Source organism: Alkalicoccobacillus plakortidis (assembly GCF_023703085.1).
Classification (GTDB): domain Bacteria; phylum Bacillota; class Bacilli; order Bacillales; family Bacillaceae_D; genus Alkalicoccobacillus; species Alkalicoccobacillus plakortidis.
Genome location: NZ_JAMQJY010000002.1, coordinates 532,522 through 555,539 on the forward strand (window position 1 = coordinate 532,522; position 23,018 = coordinate 555,539).

The 23,018-nt window shown below is 43.2% G+C and carries 16 protein-coding genes, 7 tRNA genes, 4 rRNA genes and 2 pseudogenes; 7 read left to right on the forward strand and 22 right to left on the reverse strand.

The annotated features are described in order from the left end of the window. Positions 1-8: 8 nt before the first annotated feature. A pseudogene (locus NDM98_RS17240) lies at positions 9-1,943 on the forward strand (ABC transporter ATP-binding protein). Positions 1,944-2,456: 513 nt separating this feature from the next. Here NDM98_RS17240 and NDM98_RS17245 read toward each other — a convergent pair. The 8 genes and pseudogenes from NDM98_RS17245 to NDM98_RS17280 form a co-directional block, all read right to left on the reverse strand. After that, positions 2,457-4,580 carry a hypothetical protein gene (locus NDM98_RS17245; protein ID WP_251610336.1) on the reverse strand — a complete coding sequence of 708 codons (2,124 nt, stop codon included), beginning with the start codon at positions 4,578-4,580 and terminating at the stop codon, positions 2,457-2,459. A 311-nt stretch (positions 4,581-4,891) separates the two neighbouring features. Then, positions 4,892-5,895: pseudogene (gene tsaD / locus NDM98_RS17250) on the reverse strand (tRNA (adenosine(37)-N6)-threonylcarbamoyltransferase complex transferase subunit TsaD). Between the two features lies 1 nt (position 5,896). Further along, complete coding sequence (gene rimI, locus NDM98_RS17255) at positions 5,897-6,343, reverse strand: ribosomal protein S18-alanine N-acetyltransferase (RefSeq protein WP_251610337.1); 447 nt, start codon at positions 6,341-6,343, stop codon at positions 5,897-5,899. Continuing rightward, the gene (tsaB, locus tag NDM98_RS17260; RefSeq protein ID WP_251610345.1) at positions 6,336-7,052 is read right to left on the reverse strand and encodes a tRNA (adenosine(37)-N6)-threonylcarbamoyltransferase complex dimerization subunit type 1 TsaB; all 717 of its coding nucleotides are present in this window, start codon (positions 7,050-7,052) and stop codon (positions 6,336-6,338) included. The genes rimI and tsaB overlap by 8 nt, the downstream gene beginning before the upstream one ends. Then, complete coding sequence (tsaE, locus tag NDM98_RS17265) at positions 7,049-7,507, reverse strand: tRNA (adenosine(37)-N6)-threonylcarbamoyltransferase complex ATPase subunit type 1 TsaE (RefSeq protein ID WP_251610353.1); 459 nt, start codon at positions 7,505-7,507, stop codon at positions 7,049-7,051. Before tsaE ends, tsaB begins: the two co-directional genes overlap by 4 nt. Before the next feature lie 10 nt (positions 7,508-7,517). Next, the gene (locus tag NDM98_RS17270) at positions 7,518-8,081 is read right to left on the reverse strand and encodes a thiamine-phosphate kinase (protein WP_251610355.1); all 564 of its coding nucleotides are present in this window, start codon (positions 8,079-8,081) and stop codon (positions 7,518-7,520) included. Beyond that, positions 7,963-8,508: an AIR synthase related protein gene (locus NDM98_RS17275; protein WP_251610357.1), complete on the reverse strand. Its 546-nt coding sequence runs from the start codon at positions 8,506-8,508 to the stop codon at positions 7,963-7,965. Before NDM98_RS17275 ends, NDM98_RS17270 begins: the two co-directional genes overlap by 119 nt. A 136-nt stretch (positions 8,509-8,644) precedes the next feature. Further along, a tRNA-Met gene (locus NDM98_RS17280) sits at positions 8,645-8,718 on the reverse strand. Between the two features lie 257 nt (positions 8,719-8,975). Between NDM98_RS17280 and NDM98_RS17285 the strand changes: the two genes are divergently transcribed. Next, positions 8,976-9,122: a hypothetical protein gene (locus NDM98_RS17285; RefSeq protein ID WP_251610359.1), complete on the forward strand. Its 147-nt coding sequence runs from the start codon at positions 8,976-8,978 to the stop codon at positions 9,120-9,122. Between the two features lie 17 nt (positions 9,123-9,139). On the opposite strand, the gene crcB is transcribed toward NDM98_RS17285, so the two are convergent. Further along, a complete protein-coding gene (gene crcB / locus NDM98_RS17290; protein WP_251610360.1) occupies positions 9,140-9,496 on the reverse strand; it encodes a fluoride efflux transporter CrcB in 357 nt (118 codons plus the stop codon). Continuing rightward, complete coding sequence (locus NDM98_RS17295) at positions 9,493-9,879, reverse strand: fluoride efflux transporter FluC (protein ID WP_251610361.1); 387 nt, start codon at positions 9,877-9,879, stop codon at positions 9,493-9,495. Before NDM98_RS17295 ends, crcB begins: the two co-directional genes overlap by 4 nt. A 147-nt stretch (positions 9,880-10,026) precedes the next feature. Between NDM98_RS17295 and NDM98_RS17300 the strand changes: the two genes are divergently transcribed. From NDM98_RS17300 to NDM98_RS17310, 3 genes are all read left to right on the forward strand, one after another. Beyond that, entirely contained in the window at positions 10,027-10,731 is a 705-nt protein-coding gene (locus tag NDM98_RS17300; protein WP_251610362.1) for an MgtC/SapB family protein, read from the forward strand. Between the two features lie 63 nt (positions 10,732-10,794). After that, positions 10,795-11,421, forward strand: coding sequence for a DedA family protein (locus NDM98_RS17305; RefSeq protein ID WP_251610363.1), 627 nt, complete (start codon positions 10,795-10,797; stop codon positions 11,419-11,421). A 164-nt stretch (positions 11,422-11,585) separates the two neighbouring features. Then, complete coding sequence (locus tag NDM98_RS17310) at positions 11,586-12,095, forward strand: ferritin (protein ID WP_251610365.1); 510 nt, start codon at positions 11,586-11,588, stop codon at positions 12,093-12,095. 82 nt (positions 12,096-12,177) lie between these two features. Here NDM98_RS17310 and NDM98_RS17315 read toward each other — a convergent pair whose 3' ends face one another. Next, a complete protein-coding gene (locus NDM98_RS17315; RefSeq protein ID WP_251610367.1) occupies positions 12,178-13,962 on the reverse strand; it encodes a S9 family peptidase in 1,785 nt (594 codons plus the stop codon). A gap of 168 nt (positions 13,963-14,130) precedes the next feature. On the opposite strand from NDM98_RS17315, the gene NDM98_RS17320 reads away from it, so the two are divergent. Together NDM98_RS17320 and NDM98_RS17325 are read left to right on the forward strand one after the other, a co-directional pair. After that, the gene (locus NDM98_RS17320) at positions 14,131-15,219 is read left to right on the forward strand and encodes an esterase/lipase family protein (protein ID WP_251610369.1); all 1,089 of its coding nucleotides are present in this window, start codon (positions 14,131-14,133) and stop codon (positions 15,217-15,219) included. A gap of 37 nt (positions 15,220-15,256) precedes the next feature. Next, complete coding sequence (locus NDM98_RS17325) at positions 15,257-15,601, forward strand: hypothetical protein (RefSeq protein WP_251610371.1); 345 nt, start codon at positions 15,257-15,259, stop codon at positions 15,599-15,601. Positions 15,602-15,650: 49 nt separating this feature from the next. Here NDM98_RS17325 and rrf (NDM98_RS17330) read toward each other — a convergent pair. The 11 genes from rrf (NDM98_RS17330) to NDM98_RS17375 all read right to left on the reverse strand — a co-directional run bounded on the left by rrf (NDM98_RS17330) (position 15,651) and on the right by NDM98_RS17375 (position 22,794). After that, positions 15,651-15,766, reverse strand: a 5S ribosomal RNA gene (gene rrf / locus NDM98_RS17330). Positions 15,767-16,503: 737 nt separating this feature from the next. Next, positions 16,504-16,638: a hypothetical protein gene (locus NDM98_RS23605; protein WP_285804033.1), complete on the reverse strand. Its 135-nt coding sequence runs from the start codon at positions 16,636-16,638 to the stop codon at positions 16,504-16,506. Positions 16,639-16,837: 199 nt separating this feature from the next. Beyond that, positions 16,838-16,953: ribosomal RNA gene (gene rrf, locus NDM98_RS17335) — 5S ribosomal RNA — on the reverse strand. 235 nt (positions 16,954-17,188) lie between these two features. Next, a 23S ribosomal RNA gene (locus NDM98_RS17340) occupies positions 17,189-20,122 on the reverse strand. A 277-nt stretch (positions 20,123-20,399) separates the two neighbouring features. Beyond that, a tRNA-Ala gene (locus tag NDM98_RS17345) sits at positions 20,400-20,475 on the reverse strand. 13 nt (positions 20,476-20,488) lie between these two features. Then, a tRNA-Ile gene (locus NDM98_RS17350) sits at positions 20,489-20,565 on the reverse strand. A gap of 110 nt (positions 20,566-20,675) precedes the next feature. Continuing rightward, positions 20,676-22,228: ribosomal RNA gene (locus tag NDM98_RS17355) — 16S ribosomal RNA — on the reverse strand. Together the 16S, 23S and 5S rRNA genes with 6 tRNA genes alongside form the textbook arrangement of a ribosomal RNA operon. A 208-nt stretch (positions 22,229-22,436) precedes the next feature. Continuing rightward, positions 22,437-22,514, reverse strand: a tRNA-Ile gene (locus tag NDM98_RS17360). A 5-nt stretch (positions 22,515-22,519) separates the two neighbouring features. Then, positions 22,520-22,588, reverse strand: a tRNA-Gly gene (locus tag NDM98_RS17365). A 30-nt stretch (positions 22,589-22,618) separates the two neighbouring features. Beyond that, positions 22,619-22,695, reverse strand: a tRNA-Pro gene (locus tag NDM98_RS17370). Positions 22,696-22,720: 25 nt separating this feature from the next. Next, positions 22,721-22,794: transfer RNA gene (locus tag NDM98_RS17375), tRNA-Arg, on the reverse strand. Between the last annotated feature and the right edge of the window lie 224 nt (positions 22,795-23,018).

Sequence of the window (23,018 nt, forward strand, 5' to 3'; positions counted from 1 at the left end):
GACTTATTATGATTGTTTTACAATGTATCAATGTATCAAAAGCTTTTATTGCTGACCCTATTTTAAAAAATGTCAAACTTGAAGTCCAAACTGGAGATAGACTAGCACTTGTCGGTCGAAACGGCGCTGGAAAGTCCACATTGTTAAAGATAATTGCTGGTGAGTATCAACCCGACGAGGGACAAATTATGATTCCAAAAGGTGTGCGCATTGGTTACCTTGAACAGCATAGTGGATTGGCATCTGAACGTTCGATTTGGGATGAGATGCTTACTGTTTTTGACCCCTTACGTAAGATGGAACATAAACTTAGAGAACTCGAGTCAACTATGTCAGATGAGAAGGTTCTCTCTGATGACAATAGCTATGCCAAGCTGCTTAAGGAATATGATGAACTGCAAATTACCTTTAAGGACCAGGGTGGCTATCAATATGAAGCGGACATTCGGAGCATTCTCTCTGGCCTTAACTTTTCGAGCTTTGATTATTCCACTAGCATCTCAACTCTCAGTGGCGGTCAACGCACAAGACTTGCCCTAGCGAAGTTATTACTACAGAGACCAGACCTATTAATTCTAGATGAACCGACCAACCATCTTGATATTGATACACTATCGTGGTTAGAGCAATTTTTAAATGGATATAAGGGTGCGATTCTACTTGTATCCCATGATAGATATTTTCTCGATCAGATTGTAACAGGTGTGATTGAGCTTTCCAGACAGCAATCGATAAAATATCCTGGAAACTACAGCTTTTATCTAGATGAAAAAGCAGCAAGATTTGAACAAGAGCTAAAGCAGTTTGAGAAACAACAGGATGAAGTAGCCAAGCTTGAAGATTTTATTGCTCGAAATCTTGTTCGTGCTTCTACAACGAAAAGAGCTCAAAGTAGACGAAAACAACTTGAGAAGATGACCATGTTGGACAGGCCAGCTTGGATCTGAGAAATCTGCGTCGTTTTCATTTGATATAAAACGTCAAAGCGGAAATGAAGTTCTCCGAGTTCATGATCTTACTCTTTCCTTTTCGGATGAACCTATCCTAACAGATTTGAATCTAGAGCTTAATAAAGGAGAGAGTGTTGCTTTAATCGGTCCAAATGGAGCCGGCAAATCCACTTTACTAAAAGCGATTATGGACAAGCTTCAGCCTGATTCAGGAACCATTCGATTTGGTTCCCATGTAACAGTTGGCTATTATGATCAGGTTCAGGCAGATCTCCAATCAAACAAAACCGTGTTAAATGAATTATGGGACGAACATTCACTGACTCCAGAAAAAGACATTCGTACAGTGCTTGGGCAACTTTTTGTTTAGTGGAGATGACGTGTTAAAACCAGTAACGGCTCTAAGCGGTGGAGAAAAAGCTAGGCTAGCCCTGGCAAAGCTGATGATGCAAAAAGCTAATTTACTACTCTTAGATGAGCCAACCAATCACCTTGACCTCGATGCCAAAGAAATACTGGAAGCAGCATTAATAGATTACCCAGGCACATTACTCTTTGTCTCACATGATCGCTATTTTCTTAATCGATTAACAACACGTACTGTTGAGCTAGAGGATGGGAAAACAACTTCCTATTTAGGAGACTATGATTATTACCTTGAGAAAAAGGAAGAAAAAAAGCAATTCGAGCTATTAGAAGAGCAAAAAAACAGTGTTATCCAATCAAAAGAAGTACAAGTACCTAAACAACACTACACTCAAGATAAGGAAGCCAAAAAACAAGAACGCCAAGCGCCTACGTCGCATTGAAGCCATTGAAGCTGAGATGGCTCAACTCGAGGAGTCAATCAACAAAAATGAACTAGCCTTATGCGACCCAGAAATCTATGCAGATCACGTCCGCGCAACTGAAATTCAAACAGAATTAAACTCAGCTAACCAATTACTTGAGTCTTTAATGGAAGAATGGGAATCACTTCAAATTGAAGAATGAGAATTAGTTTCTAGATCAACAGTATACAAACGAATGAACATGGCGAACGATCCTAAATAGGATCGTTCGCTATTTGGTTTTAGTGATAGATCTTGGTAGTCGGAGGTTGGTCTTGGTATTGGGTGCTGTCTCTTGGTGTGATGAGCTTCGTCTTGGTTTTAGATGCTGTCTCTTGGTGTGGCGAGCTTCATCTTGGTTTTGGGTGCTGTCTCTTGGTAAGTTGTAGGGGGTTCTTACTGAAGTTTCCCTTTCTCTTACTATCAATGCCGGGCTCTTGCTCCCACCGCTGTTCTTCTTGTTCTAGCTGCTCCGAGCTTAGTAAAAGCTCAATCCCTCTTGATATTTCTGTCATTTCTCTTGCTATCACAGCTACTATCTTGGTGGATCAAAAATCCTCCTGGGTTACGGCCAATCTTTCTTGGTATTGCCCTTTGCCTTTGCCTTTGCCCTTTCCCTTTGCCCTTTGCCCCTAATCCCTTCTCGCTCTACCCCCTCACCAATTCTCCCTGTGAATTAACTCTGCTCCACTTGAATCCAATAAAAATAAGTAGCTACTACACAAAACATCGAGGTTGCTGCGGCGACGACTCCTGAATCATTGATGAGAAGAAGGATAATCGAGCAGACCACTCCCGTTTTGATAAACAATTGTTTACCAAGCTCAGAAAATCGAACACGTTTCCACCATAAAATAACCGCTGCAAGTAAATAACTAGTTACCAGCAGCTGCGTCCAGTTTGAATGCTTAAACAACTTGATATTCATTTCTAACTTACGGATAATCGTATCCATAATAAACGAAATGTCACCAGCGAACAGCCTCCCGAAAGCCGTTCCGATATGAGATGGCTTTCCTATTAATTGAAGGAGGTAAAGAGACAAAATAGCACCTACTCCTGTTAGTAAACTGATTAGGATTATCTTTTTTGCAGTGAATCTCACGTTTCTATACAGAACCATCCAATACATGATCGCCAAACCGGCTGACAAAAATCCACCTGCATTTGCCCCTAGTTGCGTGTGCCCAATAAACAACAGCTGTGCTCCAAATATAAAAGCAAGTAGTAATCTTCGCATCCACTTATGACTGACTCTTATGAAATAGACAGTCATAACAAATAGAAAACTAATAAAAATTCCTACGTACTCATTACCAATTCCGTAATATCTCGCACCGATAATTGGATCATATCCTAAATATGAGTGGGACAGCAGGGATGAGCCTGTTAACACATCCACACATAATACGATTACTGTTATTGAGGCTGTTACATCTAAACCAACATCTCCAAGAATTCTAAAAATCGCTCCCCACAAAACAGAACAACCAATAAGGAGCAATACAAAAATCCCAACCCCTGCCCTTGTCTCGAGTCCCGCTAAAACTAAAAACCAAAGTGGGGAGCTAAGTGCTGATAGTAGAATTGTTGGAAGCAGAACGCTGCTCAATTTTTTTTTAGAACCAAACCATGTTAAACAACCAACCGCAAGCAGTAATACAGCCAAACTGGTTACATAGATAGAAAGCACCAACGCACGTGACGCAAAAATTCTCACAGACTGATGGACGCTACTTATCAGTTCTTGCTGTGCACTTCCGTCTGTTCCTACCTTCTTCAAAGGAAATCCAACATCGTAATTGTCTACAGCCATCCCTAACTCCTGAACAAAAGTTGGTATTAGATCAATATTACTTAATACGTCCGTTCTTCTTGTTGTCTCAGAGTAAAATGTTCCGCCACTCTCTCCTTTTATCCAGTTATACACAGGAGCCAGCTGCTGTTTATTCGCGTATGCCTGCTTGTTCACAAATGGAGATAGCAGCCAGATCTGATCATCATACTGTTCATGGATCGATGAAATAAATGTCTCTAATTCAACTAATGCCTGTTCTTTTTGTAATATGTATTGTGCCTCAGTCATTTGATGCTTTAGCTGATAGAGGCGATACAAGTCCCCCCACTCAATTACAACAAGGCGTTTGCTCCGAAGAGTTTCGCTTTTTAATTGATTCATGATCCATTCCGTGTTCATTTTTATACCAAATGCACGACTATGATCGCGAATAACACTTGAACGAAAATGTCCAGTGGCACCACCTTGAGAATCCATCGTAATCAAACTAGCAAATCGATGCTGATGATTCGTATCACTTGTACCCATTACATAGGTGGTTATGCCCTTGTTCTTTAGTCGGTCTCCAAACTGGCCAACCTTTGATTTATAAAGTGTCACCTGATTTTCCCGTTGCATCTCGGCAATGAGTGGATGAACAATAGGCAAGTTTGTTTGATATCCAGTAAGTTGTTCATATTGTTCTTGAATTGGTCTACTTTGTACGATTTCGTCTGAGTCATAACCATTCCAAGCTTGGACGCCTATTGATTTACGACCTGAAGCGAGCGTCATCATACTTCCCATCTCAGAATATAGGCCGGCCGACTTTGTATTCATGGCCCCAATGTATGCATGATCCCATAACAACTTGTCCCCAAATTCGGTATACCACTCTGTATCATCAAAACTCATGCCAGGAACAATCAAAACAATTTGAGAACTTCCTATATCATTTGGTTTTGCTTCCACAGAATAGGGTAAAGATAAAACAAATAAGCAAACTAGCATAATCAGTCGCATTTGTCCGCTCCTTTGCAATATATTCTGACATATCCACATTATCCACAGACATATCCACAGAAAAAGAATAATAAATGATATCCTTTACAGTTTGTTTATACTTTGTAAATGTGTCTTCGCATTTCCTTCATATTATTCTTCCAAGATGATTTCCACATTATCCACAGCTTGTTGATAATTTTATACACAGAAATAAACGCATCTTATTCTTTTTAATTGATGTTCTTTTTATTGTTCCACATCTGATACATTTCATAAAAAAAGAACGAAAAAAGGGATGACCCTTCTTCCGTTCCTATTAAATCTAAAGCTTATAATTCCATTCCCGGACGACCATTCAGATCCAAGCAGCAAATGTACCATGCTCTAATTGGTAAAAAGCTGCTGCTCCGATCATAGCCGCATTATCTGTACACAAGGATAAAGGCGGGATAGACAAAGTCAAAGACTCAGCAAATTCCTTCTCAAGTGCCGCTCGTAGGCCTTTGTTAGCTGCTACTCCTCCAGCTACGACCAATTGTTTCACTCCATACTTATTAACAGCTGTTCTCGTTTTGCTCACCAATACATCGATGACACTTTCCTGAAAACTAGCTGCTAAATTAGCTGGGTTCGGTTTTTCACCACGTTGCCTCTGATTATGCACCACATTTAATACGTGTGATTTTAATCCACTAAAACTAAAATCCAAGGAGTCTGGCTCTAACCATGAACGTGGAAAAGTCATCTCCGCTTTTCCTTCATGTGCTAAACGATCAATGTGAGGTCCACCTGGATATGGCAGTCCTAATGTTCGTGCCACTTTATCATACGCCTCGCCTACTGCATCATCTCGTGTCATACCCATCGTTTCATAGTGGCCATCCTCTTGCATATAGATCAGCTCAGTATGTCCACCAGATACTACTAACGCGAGTAGTGGAAAACGCATCGGTTGGACAAGCTGATTCGCATAGATATGACCAGCAATATGATGGACACCAATTAGCGGCAGACTATGCGCAAAGGCTAGTGCTTTAGCTGCATGTACTCCAACTAGCAATGCTCCAACAAGACCTGGGCCTTCCGTAACAGCCACTGCATCTAAATCTTTCGGCTCTAAATTTGCCTCAACAAGCGCCTGCTCTATGATTCTAGTCACTTGCTCCACATGATGTCTTGAAGCTACTTCAGGAACAACTCCACCAAAACGCTTATGGCTTTCAATTTGTGAAGCCACTACATTGCTCAGTATAGTTGTTCCGTTTTCAATAACTGCTGCTGCCGTTTCATCACAGCTTGTTTCAATCGCTAAAATTCGTTTTGTTTTTGTCATATTAAAAATCCACCCACATAACCCACGCGTCCTCCGCATTGTCTTGATAGTAGTTTTTTCGTATTCCGCCTTTTTCCATACCAAACTTCCGGTATAAACCTTGTGCTACTACATTTGATTCCCGCACTTCTAATGAGACACGTTTTCCATCCATGCCTTTAATAAGCGTAATGGCTGCCTCGAGTAGTTCTTCGCCACGCTTTTCGCCTCTGTGCGACGAATGAATGGCAATGTTTGTGATTTGTGCATCTCCTGCGATCAGCCAAAAACCACAGTAACCAATGATCTTGTCTTCTAACTCATAGACGATATAGTTGGCATAATGATTCACCTTTAGTTCATTTTCAAAAATTTCTTTTGTCCAAGGTGATGCAAAAGCGTCCGTTTCAACCTCCATCACTTGCTCCACATCTTGTATGGTCATCAATCGAATCGAATCATTACTCATCTGCCTTGCCTCTTGTTCCTTGCGCTTCCTGCCATTTCGCTTCTGCTTCAGATAGCTGCAAGTAGTTGGGAACTAAGGAGTGCACGTCGCCAACCGGTTCCTTTTTTTCACCTAAAGAAGCTAATTCAGCTGGCCGCGGTAATTGCATGACGGGAGGAGCAAAATGAGCAAGTTCTCCAAGTTTTTCTTGAATGACCTCCATATGTAGAGACACATCCGCTCCAGTAAATAGAACGGGTTGGTCCTTTTGAACAAGTTCATCCAACCAATCGTTTAGTTCAATTAATTTTTCCTCACCATGTTGAACGATTTCGCCATTCTCATTTTTGTACAGTGACGTATACACTCTATGCCGCCTTGCATCTATAATCGGTGAGATTAGACCTTCAAAATATCGTCCTTGCTGTGCCATTAATTCAAGACTAGAGACTCCAACAAGTGGAATGCCAAGTGTCCATGCTAATGTCTTAGCTGTTGTTACACCAATTCTTACACCTGTATAGGAGCCTGGTCCAATTGCCGCAACAATAGTTGATAGCTGCTTTGGTTCAATATTTAACTCCTCTAATACAGTCGATATAGCAGGCATCAATCTAAGGGAATGATTTTTCTTAATATGAGTCGTTACATCAGCTGCTACTTGTCCATCTATTAAAACGGCGACTCCTAATACATAGGAAGATGTATCCATCGCTAACGTTATTCTCATTCTACTAACTCCTTACAAAGCTGTTCAAAGTGTTCACTTTGTGGCTCAAACAGCAAATGTCGTTTTTCTGAGCCTGCATGACGTATGGTAATGTCTAAACGTTTTGCAGGCAACTGTTCTGAAATCTTTGAAGCCCACTCAATAACTGTGATTCCTTCTCCATAAAAGTATTCGTAGAGACCAATATCCTCTTCACCATCTTCATCTAGACGATACACATCCATGTGATATAGCGGAAGACGGCCTTCGTATTCTTTTATAATGGTAAAGGTAGGGCTGTTCACAATCCTTTTTACTCCAAGTCCTTTTGCCAGACCTTTTGTAAAATGGGTTTTTCCTGCTCCCAAATCTCCTTCAAGTGTGATGACATCTCCTGCTTGTAGTAAGGTGCCCAAACGTTTGGCAAACTCCATCGTTTCGTCAGGAGAGTCCACTCTCTTCTTATATCTATTCATCGCTTCACCTTCATCTAAAATGATTAAACCCATCTTTCTTTAAGGGTTCGGTTTTGTTATCTCGTTGAATATAGACCAAATGCTCTGCTTTAGGTTGCACCTCACCTATATGACAAATCTGCACACCAGCTTCTTTGCCTTTTTTAATGAGGGTTTGCAAGTTTTGTTTCGCTATTGTTCCAATCAACTGAAAATCCTCGCCACCATTACACGCAAATTCAAGTCGCTTCTGTTCATTACTGTATACGGATTGCATCGCTGGATGATATGGAATCGAGTCTGCAAACAATGTCAACGTCACATCACTTGCCGCTGCAATTTCATGCGCCTCACTTGCTACCCCATCACTGATATCATTTAAAGATATCCGTGTAGACATCTCCGCACACAAACGTCCTGCTTTAATTTGGGGATTTGGTTCTTGATGGATCTGCACAAGTTGACGTTCTCCTTCATTAAAGGAACCATTCAGACCTTCCTTTAACAATAGCTCTAGCCCTGCAGCCGACGTACCTACGTAACCAGTGACAAAAACGGCATCGCCAGCTTCGGCTTGACCGATACAATTCAACATGATCTTCCACCTGGCCTACCGCCGTGACACTAATGACTAACGAGTCTTTTGCAGATACAGTGTCCCCACCAATCAGATCCATATTAAATGTACGAGCTAGCTTCTCCATTCCTACATATAAATCAGCCAGCTCCTGATCATTCCACTCGGGAGGGATTGCAATGGATACTAAATAAAAACGAGGAATCGCACCCATAGCTGCTAAATCACTAACATTAATCGCAAGTGCTTTTCTGCCAATTTGAAAAGCAGACAGCGTATCTTTTGTAAAATGTACACCTTCAATCATGGTATCCACACAAATCACTTCACGCAATTTCGGGGTGGACTCATACACTGCCGCATCATCACCAATTCCAAGGATTAGCGACGCTTGATTATGGTGTGACGGCTTGACCATTTCTATAAAATCAAATTCATCTTTCACGTAAGGGTCCTCCCCTTTTATCTGCTTCTGATACTCAGTTTAGCTGATTTTAGATAAAGATGCTATTAGCACACTTTATTCTTCATCCACACAAAAAAACCGAAGCAATCGCCTCGGTTTTTTTAGGTATTTGGTATTGCGGGGGGAGGATTTGAACCTCCGACCTTCGGGTTATGAGCCCGACGAGCTACCAGACTGCTCCACCCCGCGTCGTTATAAAGTTTATGGATGTTGTGTTTCTTCGACGTCATCGTTATATCTAAGTATGTCCAAACTTGCTTATTTGCATACTGTTTCTGTGACACAAGATATATCTTACCATGACTTATCAATAAATGCAAACTATAATTTTGAACAATTTTTGAACAAAATGATTGCATTCTTATAAAGATAGGAGTATGATTCACTTCATAGCATTGAATATATGAATTTTTTGTGACAGATTCATATAAAAAAAGGAGAGAATTATGATGTCTGAATTTAAACATGCTTGTCGCACTATGCTCCTAACTCCTGCTGCGTTAGTGTTAACACTAATTTTACTGCCAGTTTTACTTGTGACAGATGTACCGATCTTGCATTCCCTTATAGACTATATAAACCAAGACAGCTAATTCATTAGCTGTCTTTTTTATAGAATAAAAAAACCAAGACAATATGCCGCAATACAGCCTATAACGGTTAAACCTATATACCAGCAAAAAGCTGCCCATTTTTTCTCCTGAATGAGTTGGATCGATTCCATACTAAACGTTGAAAAAGTAGTAAAAGCACCAAGAAATCCTGTGCTTATTAATAACCCCACATTCTCCGTGAATAATCCAAGATGTGCTTGAACAGCGCCTAGTAATAAGGATCCAGCAATATTTATCATTAATATCGGAATAGGAACATCACGATTGGTTTGCAATCGGCTTAACCATATGCTGAGTGAAAAGCGACAAAATGCACCTAATCCTCCAGCTAGCCCAACATAGAAAAAAGTCACTGAGGACACCTTCTTTCTCCCAAAGTCTTTCCTGTCAAAAATCCAACGGCAGCTGCAATCAATCCTCCAGCTAAACTTAAAAACAGATAAGGAGCTAGATGGCCACCTGTTTCTGTGGCAAATCTAACACTCTCCCCTGCAAACGTCGACATCGTTGTGTACCCACCACATAAACCTGTGCCTAAACCTAGCCGGATCCACTCTCTTTTTGAACTAGCAAGAAACCAACCTGAAATCATTCCAAGCAAGAAACTTCCGCTACAATTCACAATCAATGTGGCATTAAACCAGCTTTCAGTCGTTATCATGGTATTTATCGCATATCTTAGACATGTACCTATCGCACCGCCTACTGACACAGCCGCCGCTATTTTCCAGTGCATTTTACCTCACCACTCTTTTTTCTGTATACTAGATATATCTATATCATTTGACTACCCGCACTCATTCATCTTCCCAATTCGTGGTATATTTTGGATATCGATGAGCATACCATAACATGTACAATACATTATTTGAGGTGATTAAACATGGACATTCTTTTAATAAAACTCGTTGCCTCCCTAATATCGGGATTTTTAATAGGGGTTGACCGACAAATCAAACATAAACCACTTGGATTAAAAACAAGTATGGTCATCTGCATTGCCAGTTGTTTAATGACCATCGTCTCTATTGAAGCAGTAGCAAAATACGCTTCTGAACATACACCTAATATGGATCCCATGCGACTTGCAGCACAAGTTGTAAGTGGTGTAGGTTTTCTCGGTGCTGGAGTTATTTTGCGCAGAAGTAATGATGTTATCTCAGGTCTAACAACTGCCGCTATGATTTGGGCAGCCTCTGGACTTGGAATTGCGATTGGTGCAGGGTTTTATATAGAAGCCACTTTCTCCGTCATCTTAATCTTAATTGCAATCAATGTCATCCCTGCTATTTTTGCTGCAGTTGGCCCTTCCTCTTTAAGCTCTAAAGATGTTCATACTCGGATTGTCATTGCTCCTGAAGGACAAATGAGCAGCATTATCGATGCCCTACAGGTTCGAGGGAAAACAATGAAAGAAAAGAGAAATAAGCAGCTAACCGTTCGAGATGTTCAAATAAAGGACTTGTCAAGCGGTGACCAACAAATGGACATTACGCTCTCCATACCTAAAACAATGTATATTACAGATATTTACTACCTCATCAAGGATATTGATTATGTACAAACTGTAGATGTTGAAAAAAGATAGTGCCTATTACCCAAAAACTAGATATACTGTAACTATACATCTAGCGACAGGATGGGTAGAAAAATGGAATTTGTAAAAGAATTAATTGCACAGTACGGATACTGTGGCATCTTTATCGCATTAGTTGGAGGAATTGTTGGACTTCCGATCCCTGACGAACTGCTATTATTAACAGTTGGATACTTTACTCATTCAGGCGAACTTAATATATTTCTCTCATTACTCATATCGACACTCGGCTCAGTGATTGGAATTTCTATTAGCTATTATTTAGGAAAGAGGCTCGGTCTTCCTTTTCTACTAGCGCATGGTTCAAAGCTTTTTCTTTCAGAGAAAAAAATTGAACGGTCCCAACAGCTTTTTCAAAAATACGGCGCGTTCATTTTAATGATTGGATATTTTATTCCGGGTGTTCGTCATCTAACAGGATACATTGCAGGAATATCAGACCTCCCCTTTAAAAAATTCACACTTTATGCTTACAGTGGTGCGATTATTTGGGTCCATACTTTTGTCTTAGCAGGAAGCTATATGAGATGGGATTGGCAAAGATTAAGTGATTCGATCCTTGCTCACAAATTTTTATTTGGTAGTATTGTTGGGTTCCTGATTTTATCATTTGTCTCGTGTTATATTATATATCAAAATCTAAAGCGCAAAAAACTTCGTCGGCAATATTACCACAACTGAGAATTTTGATCAATTAATGAGAATATTTAATTGATTTATTAATAGAATCCCCTAATTATTAATACTTATTATTATGTAACAGGTCGATCTTATATTGACCTGTTCTTTCTGCTAAGATAAACTAAAGATACGATCTTTGTTTTAACTTGAGAGGAGCTTTTCCAATGCTACCAGATGATTTAACCAAAGCCTTAAACAACCAAGTCAATTTTGAATTTTATGCAGCTCACTCGTATACAGCCATTGCTGCGTACTTTGCCAACCAGGGGTTCAAAGGCTTCAGAAACTTTTTCTTAGTACAAGCTGAAGAAGAGCGTTTCCATGCTATGAAAATTTATAACTTTTTAGTGGATGTTGGTGAACGAGTCATCATCGACACGATGGAACAACCTAAGAATTTATTCCAATCACCACTTGAAGCGATTGAACACTCATTAGCTCAAGAGAAGGATGTCACAAAAGCTATTTACAAGATTGCTGACTTGGCAACAGAGCATAAAGAGCATGCTACAATGGCACTTATGAATTGGTTTGTAGAAGAACAAGTTGAAGAAGAAAGCATGTTCCGTGACATGATTGCCAAAGTGAAACGGATTGATGTAGATAGCAGTGCTTTTATCATGCTTGATTCTGAACTAGGCAAGCGTTCATTTGACGCTGAAGAAGAACATTAAGATGGTAGAAGAACAGGACGCAATGGCGTTCTGTTTTTTTGTCGCTAAAAAGTGGTCACTCATTATGAGCGACCACTTTTGATTAAATAACTTGATTAAAAAATGCCAATACTCTCTCACTTACCTTAATCTCGTTCTCTTTTTTCGAAAAGCCGTGACCTTCATCCTCAAAAACAAGATATTCAACTTCTGTACCTTGGGCACGAAGAGATTCAACAATTTGGTCAGATTCGGCTTTTACAACACGCGGATCGTTTGCCCCCTGGATAACAAGCATCGGTTTTGTCATCGTCTCTAAATACGTAATAGGAGAGTCACGAGTAAACCGCTCTTTATCTTCAATCGGATCACCTATCCACGTTTTCATCATCGGTTTCCAAAATTCAGGAACACTATCATAAAAGCTGAACAAATTGGAGACACCAAAGATATCTACAACCGCTTTAAAATAGTCAGGATGGCGTCCATGAAGCAATAAAGCCATATATCCGCCATAGCTGCCGCCCATCAATAGAACCTTATCCTTATCTACATATCCTTGATCAATCATATAATCGACACAAGCAATATTATCTAAACGAGGCCCATGCCCCCAGTCCCCTTCTACCATTTTCATAAAAGCAGAACCGTAATCACTAGAACCCCTAAAATTCGGTGCTACGATATTATAGCCTTCATAAATTAAATGCTGAAACATTGCCCTAAAAAATTTCCCCTCAGAACTTTGAGGACCACCGTGCGGCCAAAGAATCAGGTGTTTATTATCTACTTGAGGTCTTGCCTTAAAATATAAAGTCTCAATTTCTAAATCATCAAAGGACTTGTATGTTAAAACTTGTGGCTCGGACAATTCTTGCTGATCTAATCCCGAAACATGAATCTTCGTTAATGCCTTCCATTGTTGCTCGTTGTTTAATGTATATAGATTTATTGGTTGTGTAGCTGTGCCACCAGCAAGATAGAGCGTATCTTGTTTTGAAAGAACAGCTTTTGCGATATTCGTAACAGGAAGCTTGAGATCAGATATTTTTTGATTTTTTATATCAAACTGATACATCTTTTCTTCTACTCCGGCTGATGCAGTTATATACAACAAGTCTTTTGCCTGATTCACCTTTAAATCCTTTAATTCAATGCCAGCAAGCTCGACCACTTTTTTCATTGTTTTTGTTTTGGTATTAAAATGAGCCAAATAAGATAAATCCGCTTCATAGTTTGTTGTGAAATAGATGTCAGTATCCGAGACAAAAACAACACTTTCAAACGTATAAGCTAAATCAGGATTTTCAACAAATGGTATAAGCTCACCATCTTCAAGTAGATAAGGTACACTATGAGTATTGGCAAAACTCTTACCCAGAATCAGCTTCGTTTCCCCTTCATTTTTTGCAGCTAAAAAGGTTGGTGTTGTTTCACCCGTATGTATAGTACGTATCTCACCAGTTTGCAAATCATATGTATTTGTATTTAAATAAGTCGGGTTCTCATCTGTTGTATTGTAAAAAAGTAACGTCCCATCGCCCGAAAGACCTTCTACCATATGACGCTGCCCTTCTTTTTGAACAAGTGGTTTAAGCGTACCGCCATTACGTGGCAATGCGTAAATTTGAGCATTCTCATCACCTTCATGATCAAATGAAGCAATAATAAATGAACCATCCTTGCTGTACATTAAGCTATGACATCTTTCACCAATTGATGTTAGCTTATAAGGGAAACGCGAGTCTGTATCCATCCCCCATAATTCAAACTCCCCACTAATATTCGCTGAGAAAACAATTTGATCTTCCGTAGGACTAACATCAAAATCACTTGTTTTAACTAATTCAAAAAATTGACTTGCTTTAGGTTTGTCGAATGTAATCATCTCATTAATCTCCTTATAGTATGTAAGATTGTAAGTCTATTCCTTCTATCTATTTATTCTATCATTATAAACAGGTATTTTCCCAATGTTTTGATTTCTTGATTCACCTTGTATGACGCTCTTGATGCCCTTAGTCTTATAGTAAACCTACTAAAGGGAGAGGATCTCATGCGTCTAAAAGTATTAATCCTTTGTTTAATCGCTCTTTTTGTTCTTAGTACGCCATATTCAGTAAACGCTGGTTCGTTTGGAAAAGGCGATCCATTTGGACCGGTTGGTGAATGGTACATTGGCGAGGAATCTAGCACACCAAACAGTCATTCTCCAGTGTTATTTGTTCATGGCTATAATAGTTCCTCTACTACTTGGTGGAAAGAGAATGATATGTATGATTTATTTCGCGAAGCAGGTTATCGCACTTCATTTATTAACCTACATCCAGATAAAGATATGTGGGTGAATGGTGCCATTTTAGCAGACAAGCTAGAGCAGATCTATGATTACTTTGGTGAACCATTAATGGTGGTTGCTCATAGCAAAGGTGGACTCGATACACAATCCGCTTTAGTTCATTTTAATGCAGAGCAATATGTCTCAAAGGTATTTACACTCTCTAGCCCTCATCATGGAAGCGAACTTGCCGACTTGGCACATAGTAATTGGGCCTCCTGGTTAACTGGTATTATCGGTGCTCGCAGCGAAGCCACTGAATCCTTACAAACCGGTGCAATGGCTCAATTTCGGCAAGAAACCGACCCCTTAGCTCAGGAGTTAGATGTTCCATTTTATACATTCTCGGGCTACGAACCCGGTTCCTTTGGTTCAGCATTGTACTGGGGCGGGATCTATCTTAATTCTTACGGAGAAAATGATGGCAGTGTAACAGTTAATCACTCAAAGTTGTCCTATGCTCATGAAAGAGAATCTGGACCGTGGAATCACTCAGAAGTAAAAACCGGCGAGTATGCCTATTCATTTATTGAACCATTATTACATGCGGAATCAAGCTATGAAAGGCAAAGAAATGGATATCCCTATTCTAGCGGTACGATCGTTCGCGGAGGAGAAGTTGAAGACATACTAACAGAGGAATTTCTTGTTGAATCAGATGTAGACTTAGCCTCAGTCCACCTTTTAACAAATGAAGAAGTGCATAATGCAGAATTCATTGCTCCAGATGGAACCAAGCATCAAGCAGTGTCCCAAGCAAGAAAAAGAACACTCTGTCTTCGCAGATGCCTGGATCTCTTCTTTTGATATCGAGAATCCTATCCCAGGAAATTGGCAGGTACAAATGGAACATACTACAGGAGAAGAACCACTTACCTATCTATTAATATCTGGACTTGAAGGAGGTATCTCAGGAGAGCTCTATCTAGATCCATTTACCACAAACGTTCAAGTGGACGAGGGCAGCATTAACTCAGAGGATCTTAGCGTAACCGTGCACATCAATGACGAACTCATTATGAATCAGGGATCAATATCCAACTTTCAATCAATGTCCCTCCTAAATAAAGAAGAAGGTGCCTATAGCATAACAATAGATATAGAAGGAAAAACCAAAAAAGGAGAACTCTTCGAACGAACACTCATTCAAAATATCTATATTGATTCAGAAGGAAATCAACTTATTTAATAAACAATAAAAAGATCGCGCATTTCCTATTGAAATGCGCGATCTTAATGCCCGGCAACGTTCTACTCTCGCAGGGGGAAGCCCCCAACTACCATTGACGCAGAAGAGCTTAACGGCCGTGTTCGGCATGGGAACGGGTGTGACCTCTTCGCTATTGCTACCGGACTTATATGTGATATTCTCTAACACAATGATTAGAATATCACGTCTTATTGATGAGCGCAATAGGTTTTGCAAAATTTGTCGTAAAACTTTAATTGAAGTCGATACTTACTCCATATATTACCGGAGGGGCTAGGTGCTGGGAAGGAGTTCTTGGTCTGGTGAGCCCGGGCTTGGTCTCGATCGTCGCAGGTTGGTAATATAAAGATGGTTCTTGCTAACCTTGTCCTTTCTCTTGCTAATGAGGTGAGGCTCTTGGGTATGATGCTTTTTATCTTGGTGTATGGGCTTAGTACTGGGTAAACGGTGGATTGCTCTTACTGCGGGGCCAGTTTCTCTTGATGTTGTAGCTTGGTTCTTAGTATATTGGTGCTCTAGCTTGGATAAGGCTTTGTGGTTCTTTGTATTGCCCTTGGTTTTCGAGTTAAAAGGTTTGCAGGGTTGATTTAATCGGTTTAAACCTCGATAGGTTTATTCCTTTTGAGATGGTTTAAGGTGGATGGGTAGAGTTCTTGCTGTTGGTCTTTCTTTCTTGGTGAGGAGGGCTCGGGCTTGGTGTGGGGAGGGGGTTCTTGGTGCGGAGGGAAGTCTCTTGGTGGTATGAAGATGGTTCTTGCTAACGTCGTCTTTTCTCTGGCTAGTGAAGGGAGGTTCTTGGTGCGCTAGCTGTTTTTCTTAGTGTAGAGGCATGGCGCTGGGTAAAAGGTTGATCGCTCTTGCTTTATCTCCGGTTCCTCTTGTTAATGAAGCTCGTTTCTTGGTGGATCGGTTGCTCTAGCTTGGTTACGTTCGCCTGTTTCTTGGTATTGTCTTTGTTCCTTCTCTTTACTGCTTTTAATCGGTAATCCGAATCGATTTCTTTCTCTTCCTTCCATCCTTCTCCTCTTGATTCTCCGCCCTTTTTTCTTACTATCCCCCTCCCCTTCTAAATAGAAGCACAATCCGTCTTGGTTCACGTCTTTTTCTTCTTGCTCATGACTTCGAACTTCTTGGTACCGAACCCTGCACTATCCGGATACACAAAAAACCCCTTCATCCAATGGGTTAACCATCAGATGAAGGGGTTTTTAAAGTGCCCGGCAACGTTCTACTCTCGCAGGGGGAAGCCCCCAACTACCATTGACGCAGAAGAGCTTAACGGCCGTGTTCGGCATGGGAACGGGTGTGACCTCTTCGCTATTGCTACCGGACTATGCTGGACGGCCAATCATCGGCGCGCTTCTTCGTCCACTTCGTCTTGTCACTCCGTCACGTATGAAGATACGCTCCTTCGTTCCAATCCTTGTGTCCTCGAATCACTTGATGCTTGTTGTCCATCTTGAGAAAAAGATTCTCTCAAAACCAAATCGTGCCCACAGGAGGAGGAACTCACCGAAGTGACTTCTTCTTCCTGTTTCTATGCTACTCACACTGTCTTTCACCATGTTGGATAAGTCCTCGACCGATTAGTATCTGTCCGCTCCACGTGTTGCCACGCTTCCACTCCAGACCTATCAACCTCATCATCTCTAAGGGGTCTTACTGGCTTACGCCATGGGAAATCTCATCTTGAGGGGGGCTTCATGCTTAGATGCTTTCAGCACTTATCCCGTCCACACGTAGCTACCCAGCGATGCTCCTGGCGGAACAACTGGTACACCAGCGGTGTGTCCATCCCGGTCCTCTCGTACTAAGGACAGCTCCTCTCAAATTTCCTGCGCCCGCGACGGATAGGGACCGAACTGTCTCACGACGTTCTGAACCCAGCTCGCGTGCCGCTTTAATGGGCGAACAGCCCAACCCTTGGGACCTACTTCAGCCCCAGGATGCGACGAGCCGACATCGAGGTGCCAAACCTCCCCGTCGATATGGACTCTTGGGGGAGATAAGCCTGTTATCCCCAGGGTAGCTTTTATCCGTTGAGCGACGGCCCTTCCATTCGGCACCGCCGGATCACTAAGCCCGACTTTCGTCCCTGCTCGACTTGTAGGTCTCGCAGTCAAGCTCCCTTATGCCTTTGCACTCTTCGAATGATTTCCAACCATTCTGAGGGAACCTTTGGGCGCCTCCGTTACTGTTTAGGAGGCGACCGCCCCAGTCAAACTGCCCACCTGACAATGTCCCTGACCCGGATCACGGGTCGAGGTTAGAATGTCAGCACCGTCAGGGTAGTATCCCACCAATGCCTCCACCGAAGCTGGCGCTCCGGTTTCAAAGGCTCCTACCTATCCTGTACAAACGATACCAACATCCACTATCAGGCTACAGTAAAGCTCCATGGGGTCTTTCCGTCCTGTCGCGGGTAACCTGCATCTTCACAGGTACTATAATTTCACCGGGTCTCTCGTTGAGACAGTATCCAAATCGTTACACCATTCGTGCGGGTCGGAACTTACCCGACAAGGAATTTCGCTACCTTAGGACCGTTATAGTTACGGCCGCCGTTTACTGGGGCTTCAATTCAGAGCTTCTCCCGAAGGATAACCCCTCCTCTTAACCTTCCAGCACCGGGCAGGTGTCAGCCCCTATACTTCGCCTTGCGGCTTCGCAGAGACCTGTGTTTTTGCTAAACAGTCGCTTGGATCTTTTCACTGCGGCTCTCTCGGGCTTGCACCCTAATAGAGCACCCCTTCTCCCGAAGTTACGGGGTCATTTTGCCGAGTTCCTTAACGAGAGTTCTCCCGCGCGTCTTAGAATTCTCTTCTCGCCTACCTGTGTCGGTTTGCGGTACGGGCACCTTCCACCTCGCTAGAGGCTTTTCTAGGCAGCGGAGGATCAGGGACTTCGGTACTAAATTTCCCTCGCTATCACTGCTCAGCCGAACGGAAAGCGGATTTGCCTACTTTCCAGCCTAACAGCTTAGACGCGCATATCCATCAGCGCGCTCACCCTACCTTTCTGCGTCCCCCCATTACTCAAACGGTGGAGAGGTGGTACAGGAATATCAACCTGTTGTCCATCGCCTACGCTTTTCAGCCTCGGCTTAGGTCCCGACTGACCCTGAGCGGACGAGCCTTCCTCAGGAAACCTTGGGCTTTCGACGGAGGGGATTCTCACCCCTCTTTTCGCTACTCATACCGGCATTCTCACTTCCAAGCACTCCACTAGTCCTCACGATCTAGCTTCGCTGTCCTTGGAACGCTCCCCTACCACGAACACCTAAGGTGTTCATCCATAGCTTCGGTGATACGTTTAGCCCCGTTACATTTTCGGCGCAGAGTCACTCGACCAGTGAGCTATTACGCACTCTTTAAATGGTGGCTGCTTCTAAGCCAACATCCTGGTTGTCTGGGCAACTCCACATCCTTTGCCACTTAACGTATACTTTGGGACCTTAGCTGATGGTCTGGGCTGTTTCCCTCTTGACTACGGATCTTAGCACTCGCAGTCTGACTCCCGAGGATAAGTACTTGGCATTCGGAGTTTGACTGAATTCGGTAATCCTGTGGGGACCCCTCGTCCAATCAGTGCTCTACCTCCAAGACTCTTCCCTCGAGGCTAGCCCTAAAGCTATTTCGGGGAGAACCAGCTATTTCCGAGTTCGATTGGCATTTCACCCCTACCCACACCTCATCCCCGCATTTTTCAACATGCGTGGGTTCGGGCCTCCATTCAGTGTTACCTGAACTTCACCCTGGACATGGGTAGATCACTCGGTTTCGGGTCTACGACGGCGTACTCAAATCGCCCTATTCAGACTCGCTTTCGCTACGGCTCCGCCTCATCAGCTTAACCTTGCACGACATCGTAACTCGCCGGTTCATTCTACAAAAGGCACGCCATCACCCGTTAATGGGCTCTGACTAGTTGTAGGCACACGGTTTCAGGATCTCTTTCACTCCCCTTCCGGGGTGCTTTTCACCTTTCCCTCACGGTACTGGTTCACTATCGGTCACTAGGTAGTATTTAGCCTTGGGAGATGGTCCTCCCGGATTCCGACGGGGTTTCACGTGTCCCGCCGTACTCAGGATACACTCCGGAGGAAACGAAGTTTCGGCTACGGGGTTGTTACCCTCTTTGACGCATCTTTCCAGATGCTTCACCTACTCCGTTTCTTTATGACTCCAATGGAATGTCCTACAACCCCTGAAGGCAAGCCTTCAGGTTTGGGCTCTTTCCGTTTCGCTCGCCGCTACTCAGGAAATCGATTTTTCTTTCTCTTCCTCCGGGTACTTAGATGTTTCAGTTCCCCGGGTCTGCCTCCTCGTATCCTATGTATTCAGATACGGGTACCATTCGATTAAAAATGGTGGGTTCCCCCATTCGGATATCCTCGGATCAAAGCTCACTTACAGCTCCCCGAGGCGTTTCGCCGTTCGTCGCGTCCTTCTTCGGCTCCTAGTGCCAAGGCATTCACCGTGCGCCCTTTCTAACTTAACCAAATTTGACTGCAGATCATCGGCGCATTTCTTCGTCCACTGCGTTATTCTCAATCGGTCACGTACGGGTGTACGTTCCCTCATTCGAAAACTTGTGTCCTCGAACTGCTTGATGCTCTTTGTCAAATACACTGGTGTATATAAAGACTCGCTCACATCTATAGAGATGATTGCGTTGTGTGTGTGTTTTGCATTGCACGATTTAGTTTTCAAAGAACCAACCTTCAGACACAAAAAAAGGTCATCAAATAACACTTATATTTGTTCTAAAGAGATTATGGTGGAGCCTAGCGGGATCGAACCGCTGACCTCCTGCGTGCAAGGCAGGCGCTCTCCCAGCTGAGCTAAGGCCCCGTTACTATTTAAATGGTGGGCCTGAGTGGACTCGAACCACCGACCTCACGCTTATCAGGCGTGCGCTCTAACCAGCTGAGCTACAGGCCCCCAAATGGGGTAAATATTAGAATGAATAAGTTCATTCAAAACCGAACAAAAGCCAAAGCGTATTCACATCAGGTAAACCTGTGTGATCGACTAGAAGTATTACTCCCTAGAAAGGAGGTGATCCAGCCGCACCTTCCGATACGGCTACCTTGTTACGACTTCACCCCAATCATCTGTCCCACCTTCGGCGGCTGGCTCCAAAAGGTTACCTCACCGACTTCGGGTGTTACAAACTCTCGTGGTGTGACGGGCGGTGTGTACAAGGCCCGGGAACGTATTCACCGCGGCATGCTGATCCGCGATTACTAGCAATTCCAGCTTCATGCAGGCGAGTTGCAGCCTACAATCCGAACTGAGAATGGCTTTATGGGATTGGCTTCACCTCGCGGCTTCGCAACCCTTTGTACCATCCATTGTAGCACGTGTGTAGCCCAGGTCATAAGGGGCATGATGATTTGACGTCATCCCCACCTTCCTCCGGTTTGTCACCGGCAGTCACCTTAGAGTGCCCAACTAAATGCTGGCAACTAAGGTCAAGGGTTGCGCTCGTTGCGGGACTTAACCCAACATCTCACGACACGAGCTGACGACAACCATGCACCACCTGTCACTTTGCCCCCGAAGGGGAAGCTCTGTCTCCAGAGTGGTCAAAGGATGTCAAGACCTGGTAAGGTTCTTCGCGTTGCTTCGAATTAAACCACATGCTCCACTGCTTGTGCGGGCCCCCGTCAATTCCTTTGAGTTTCAGCCTTGCGGCCGTACTCCCCAGGCGGAGTGCTTAATGTGTTAACTTCGGCACTACGGGCATCGAAACCCCTAACACCTAGCACTCATCGTTTACGGCGTGGACTACCAGGGTATCTAATCCTGTTTGCTCCCCACGCTTTCGCGCCTCAGCGTCAGTTACAGACCAGAGAGTCGCCTTCGCCACTGGTGTTCCTCCACATATCTACGCATTTCACCGCTACACGTGGAATTCCACTCTCCTCTTCTGTACTCAAGCCTCCCAGTTTCCAATGACCGCTTGCGGTTGAGCCGCAAGATTTCACATCAGACTTAAAAGGCCGCCTGCGCGCGCTTTACGCCCAATAATTCCGGACAACGCTTGCCACCTACGTATTACCGCGGCTGCTGGCACGTAGTTAGCCGTGGCTTTCTGATGAGGTACCGTCAAGGTACCGCCCTATTCGAACGGTACGTGTTCTTCCCTCATAACAGAGCTTTACGAGCCGAAACCCTTCATCACTCACGCGGCGTTGCTCCGTCAGACTTTCGTCCATTGCGGAAGATTCCCTACTGCTGCCTCCCGTAGGAGTCTGGGCCGTGTCTCAGTCCCAGTGTGGCCGATCACCCTCTCAGGTCGGCTACGCATCGTCGCCTTGGGGAGCCATTACCTCTCCAACTAGCTAATGCGCCGCGGGCCCATCTCACCGTGAGAGCCCGAAGGCCCTCTTTTAATCTTGCACCAGGAAGTGCTAGATGTTATCCGGTATTAGCCCCGGTTTCCCGGAGTTATCCCAGTCGATAAGGCAGGTTGCCCACGTGTTACTCACCCGTCCGCCGCTAACGTTTTTGAAGCAAGCTTCAAAAACGTCCGCTCGACTTGCATGTATTAGGCACGCCGCCAGCGTTCGTCCTGAGCCAGGATCAAACTCTCCAAAAAGTGGTGAGTTGATTGTTACTGTTGGCATTGATGTCTCCATCAACTTTCCAATTGCGCAGTGTTACCTGCGACTTTTTTGTTACTAATGAGATATCATGTATCTCTTCGTACGCTTGGCTTTTGTTCAGTTTTCAAAGAACTTGTTTGTCGCTCACTTGGCGACTTTTATATGTTACCAAACATCGAAATGTTTGTCAACAACTTTTTTTGGTGGGCCTGAGTGGACTGGAACCACCGACCTCACGCTTATCAGGCGTGCGCTCTAACCAGCTTGAGCTACAGGCCCAAAAGAGCGGGTGATGAGAATCAACCACATCATCAGCTTGGAAGGCTGAGGTTTTACCACTAAACTACACCCGCACAATATAATAATGTCGACCAAAAATTAAATGGTCGGGAAGACAGGATTTGAACCTGCGACCCCTTGGTCCCAAACCAAGTGCTCTACCAAGCTGAGCTACTTCCCGAAGTCTATGTAATAGAAAAGATAAGCGCGCCCGAGAGGAGTCGAACCTCTAACCGCTTGATTCGTAGTCAAGTACTCTATCCAGTTGAGCTACGGGCGCAAGCAATGAGAATAAATCATTATGCAACCTGTTGAAGAACATTGGTAAGTGCGTCGCTCTTAACGACAAGTAATAATATATCACGTCCTGATGAAAAGCTTCAATAGTTTTTTAAAAAAACTTATCAACTTTTAAAATGTTTATTTATTCTTACAGTTTAAGAATGCAGTACCTCCACAAAAGATATGCATACTTGATTTAAAAAACACTTACACGTGAAAATC

Bases quoted from the DNA above. Each gene is read 5' to 3' on its own strand.
- NDM98_RS17245 (WP_251610336.1), bottom strand. From the start codon at position 4,580: ATGCGACTGATTATGCTAGTTTGCTTATTTGTTTTATCTTTACCCTAT.
- rimI (WP_251610337.1), bottom strand. From the start codon at position 6,343: ATGAGTAATGATTCGATTCGATTGATGACCATACAAGATGTGGAGCAA.
- tsaB (WP_251610345.1), bottom strand. From the start codon at position 7,052: ATGAGAATAACGTTAGCGATGGATACATCTTCCTATGTATTAGGAGTC.
- tsaE (WP_251610353.1), bottom strand. From the start codon at position 7,507: ATGAATAGATATAAGAAGAGAGTGGACTCTCCTGACGAAACGATGGAG.
- NDM98_RS17270 (WP_251610355.1), bottom strand. From the start codon at position 8,081: ATGTTGAATTGTATCGGTCAAGCCGAAGCTGGCGATGCCGTTTTTGTC.
- NDM98_RS17285 (WP_251610359.1), top strand. From the start codon at position 8,976: ATGATGTCTGAATTTAAACATGCTTGTCGCACTATGCTCCTAACTCCT.
- NDM98_RS17295 (WP_251610361.1), bottom strand. From the start codon at position 9,879: ATGCACTGGAAAATAGCGGCGGCTGTGTCAGTAGGCGGTGCGATAGGT.
- NDM98_RS17300 (WP_251610362.1), top strand. From the start codon at position 10,027: ATGGACATTCTTTTAATAAAACTCGTTGCCTCCCTAATATCGGGATTT.
- NDM98_RS17305 (WP_251610363.1), top strand. From the start codon at position 10,795: ATGGAATTTGTAAAAGAATTAATTGCACAGTACGGATACTGTGGCATC.
- NDM98_RS17310 (WP_251610365.1), top strand. From the start codon at position 11,586: ATGCTACCAGATGATTTAACCAAAGCCTTAAACAACCAAGTCAATTTT.
- NDM98_RS17315 (WP_251610367.1), bottom strand. From the start codon at position 13,962: ATGATTACATTCGACAAACCTAAAGCAAGTCAATTTTTTGAATTAGTT.
- NDM98_RS17320 (WP_251610369.1), top strand. From the start codon at position 14,131: ATGCGTCTAAAAGTATTAATCCTTTGTTTAATCGCTCTTTTTGTTCTT.
- NDM98_RS17325 (WP_251610371.1), top strand. From the start codon at position 15,257: ATGGAACATACTACAGGAGAAGAACCACTTACCTATCTATTAATATCT.
- NDM98_RS23605 (WP_285804033.1), bottom strand. From the start codon at position 16,638: ATGGAAGGAAGAGAAAGAAATCGATTCGGATTACCGATTAAAAGCAGT.